The sequence below is a fragment of the Nocardia testacea NBRC 100365 genome (assembly GCF_000308775.1).
Classification (GTDB): Bacteria; Actinomycetota; Actinomycetes; order Mycobacteriales; family Mycobacteriaceae; genus Nocardia; species Nocardia testacea.
In genome coordinates, this window is sequence record NZ_BAGJ01000017.1 from 1 (window position 1) to 1,954 (window position 1,954).

The 1,954-nt window shown below is 70.6% G+C and carries 3 protein-coding genes; 2 read left to right on the forward strand and 1 reads right to left on the reverse strand.

Features of this window, described 5'->3' with window-relative positions; all coding sequences use genetic code 11:
• Both ON38_RS03000 and ON38_RS03005 read left to right on the forward strand, forming a co-directional pair.
• Window positions 1–645 (forward strand): TrmH family RNA methyltransferase (locus ON38_RS03000; protein ID WP_039822165.1); only part of this gene is annotated, 645 nt, incomplete at its 5' end.
• Window positions 642–950 carry a DUF2537 domain-containing protein gene (locus tag ON38_RS03005; RefSeq protein WP_051164304.1) on the forward strand — a complete coding sequence of 103 codons (309 nt, stop codon included), beginning with the start codon at window positions 642–644 and terminating at the stop codon, window positions 948–950. The genes ON38_RS03000 and ON38_RS03005, both read left to right, overlap by 4 nt.
• An 11-nt stretch (window positions 951–961) precedes the next feature.
• On the opposite strand, the gene ON38_RS03010 is transcribed toward ON38_RS03005, so the two are convergent.
• Entirely contained in the window at window positions 962–1,723 is a 762-nt protein-coding gene (locus ON38_RS03010) for a DUF6928 family protein (protein WP_245563881.1), read from the reverse strand.
• Window positions 1,724–1,954: the final 231 nt, after the last annotated feature.

Genomic DNA, 1,954 nt, shown 5'->3' on the forward strand with positions numbered 1-1,954 from the left:
CGGCCGCACGCGCTGCTCGGTGTGGACAAGCGGTGGCAGGAACTCGCACCCGAACTCGCGGCGGTGGATGTGCCGTTCTACCGGGCCTCGGCGGAAGTGATGGCCGAGGTGGTCGGGTTCCATCTCAACCGGGGCGTCCTGGCGGTGGCGCACCGGCCGCCCGAACGCGATTTCGACGAGATCATCACCGGGGCCACCACTGTGGCGGTGCTCGAAGGCGTGAACGACCACGAGAACCTGGGGTCGATGTTCCGTAATGCGGCCGGTCTGGGGGTGGACGCGATCCTGTTCGGGGAGCGTTGCGCGGATCCGCTGTACCGTCGGTCCGTGCGGGTTTCGATGGGACATGCGCTGCGGGTGCCATTCGCCCGGGTACCGCGGTGGCCGGGCGGGCTCGACCTGCTGCGGCGCCGGGGTTTCCAGGTGGCGGCCCTGACTCCGGACCCGGCGGCCCCGACGCTGGCCGCCGCGCTCACCGGCGACCGGGTGGCGCTGCTGCTGGGCGCCGAGGGGCCCGGCCTGACCGAGGAGGCCATGGCCGCGGCGGATGTGCGGGCCCGGATACCGATGTCGGCGGGTACCGATTCGCTGAACGTGGCGACAGCGGCCGCGATGGCGTTCTACGAGCGGGTGCGGGCGTCGTGACCCCGGCGCTCGGCGATTCCGGGTTCGACCGGCGGCCCTGTCCGCCCGGCGAACCGACTCCGTGGGCGGCGGGTATCACGGTCGCCGTCCTGGTGGCCGCGCTGACCGCCGTCGGTGTTTTCGCGTTCGGTGCCGCGCTGGCCCGGGTGCACCCGGTGCTGTCGCTGGCGGTGAATCTGGTCGCGGTCGGCGGGGTTGCGCCCACCGTGTGGCGCTGGCGGACGCGTCCGGTGACCCGCTGGGTGCTGGCCGGGGCGAGTACGGGCGTGGCGCTGGCCTGGATCGGCCTGCTCTTCGCCGCCTGACCCGGCCCGGTCTACTGGCCGGCGCCCACCGCGGCCTCGTGCCCGCGCAGCCAGGAAAGCAGACCTTTGCGTTCATGGGCGACCCGAGTGTGCGGCTGCGGCGGTTCCGGGTCGTCCGCGCGATCGCCGCGGGGACGCAACCGGAAACCACAGACCCGGATGTCCTTGGGATCCAGGGGGCGGGGGTCGCCGGCGTCGGCGGAACTCTCACGATCGGCGGTGGCCGGGGGGAAATACCGGAAACCCAGCCATTCGTGGTTGGCGGTATCGGCGAATCCGGGTGGATCGAACGGCAGCACCAGTGGATCGGGTAGTTCGCCGAGTCGCCACGCGATGGGATGCTCGCCCGCCCAGTGCGGCCGCTCCCAGATATGCGGCAGACCGTGGTCCTGCAGGATATTGAGCCGGGTCGAGCTGAACGCCCGGCGTAGTTCGCCGCGCTCCCAGTGCGCGAACGCGCCCCAACCGTATTCCAGATCGAACGACACCAGGTAGGTGTGCTCTTCGGCGAGCGGCCGCACCAGCAACTCCGGAATCGTGGTCGGCTGCACCCGGGCGGCGTAGGAACTGCACAGCAGTGTGAGTCCGGGATAGCTGCCGATATAGACCTCGTCCGGGTCCGGCCCGTCGGCGTCGCCGAGGGTTACCGACACGGTGGGTTCTACGTCCAGGTCGGGATGCAGTTGCCGGGCGAGCGCGTAGGCCGCGTCCGGATCGGGGTCGGGATCGGCGCGCAGCACCGCCGGCGGGTCGGGGGTATCGACGTACCACACGGATGAAACCTTGGACAGCATCGGTCCACCTCCGATAGCGCACGAAACCAGGTCGCGAACTTCTCGGCGCAACTGCTGTCGTCGTCCGGGCTGGCCCCGGAAACATCGGACCGCGTCGCCGTATACACCGAACTTACTCGCGCAAACGGATGATCCGGGCGGTTGCGCGGGGTAACACGCCGGTCCGCAGCGGTCAGTGACCCGAACTGCGAACGCCGAGCAGGACATCCT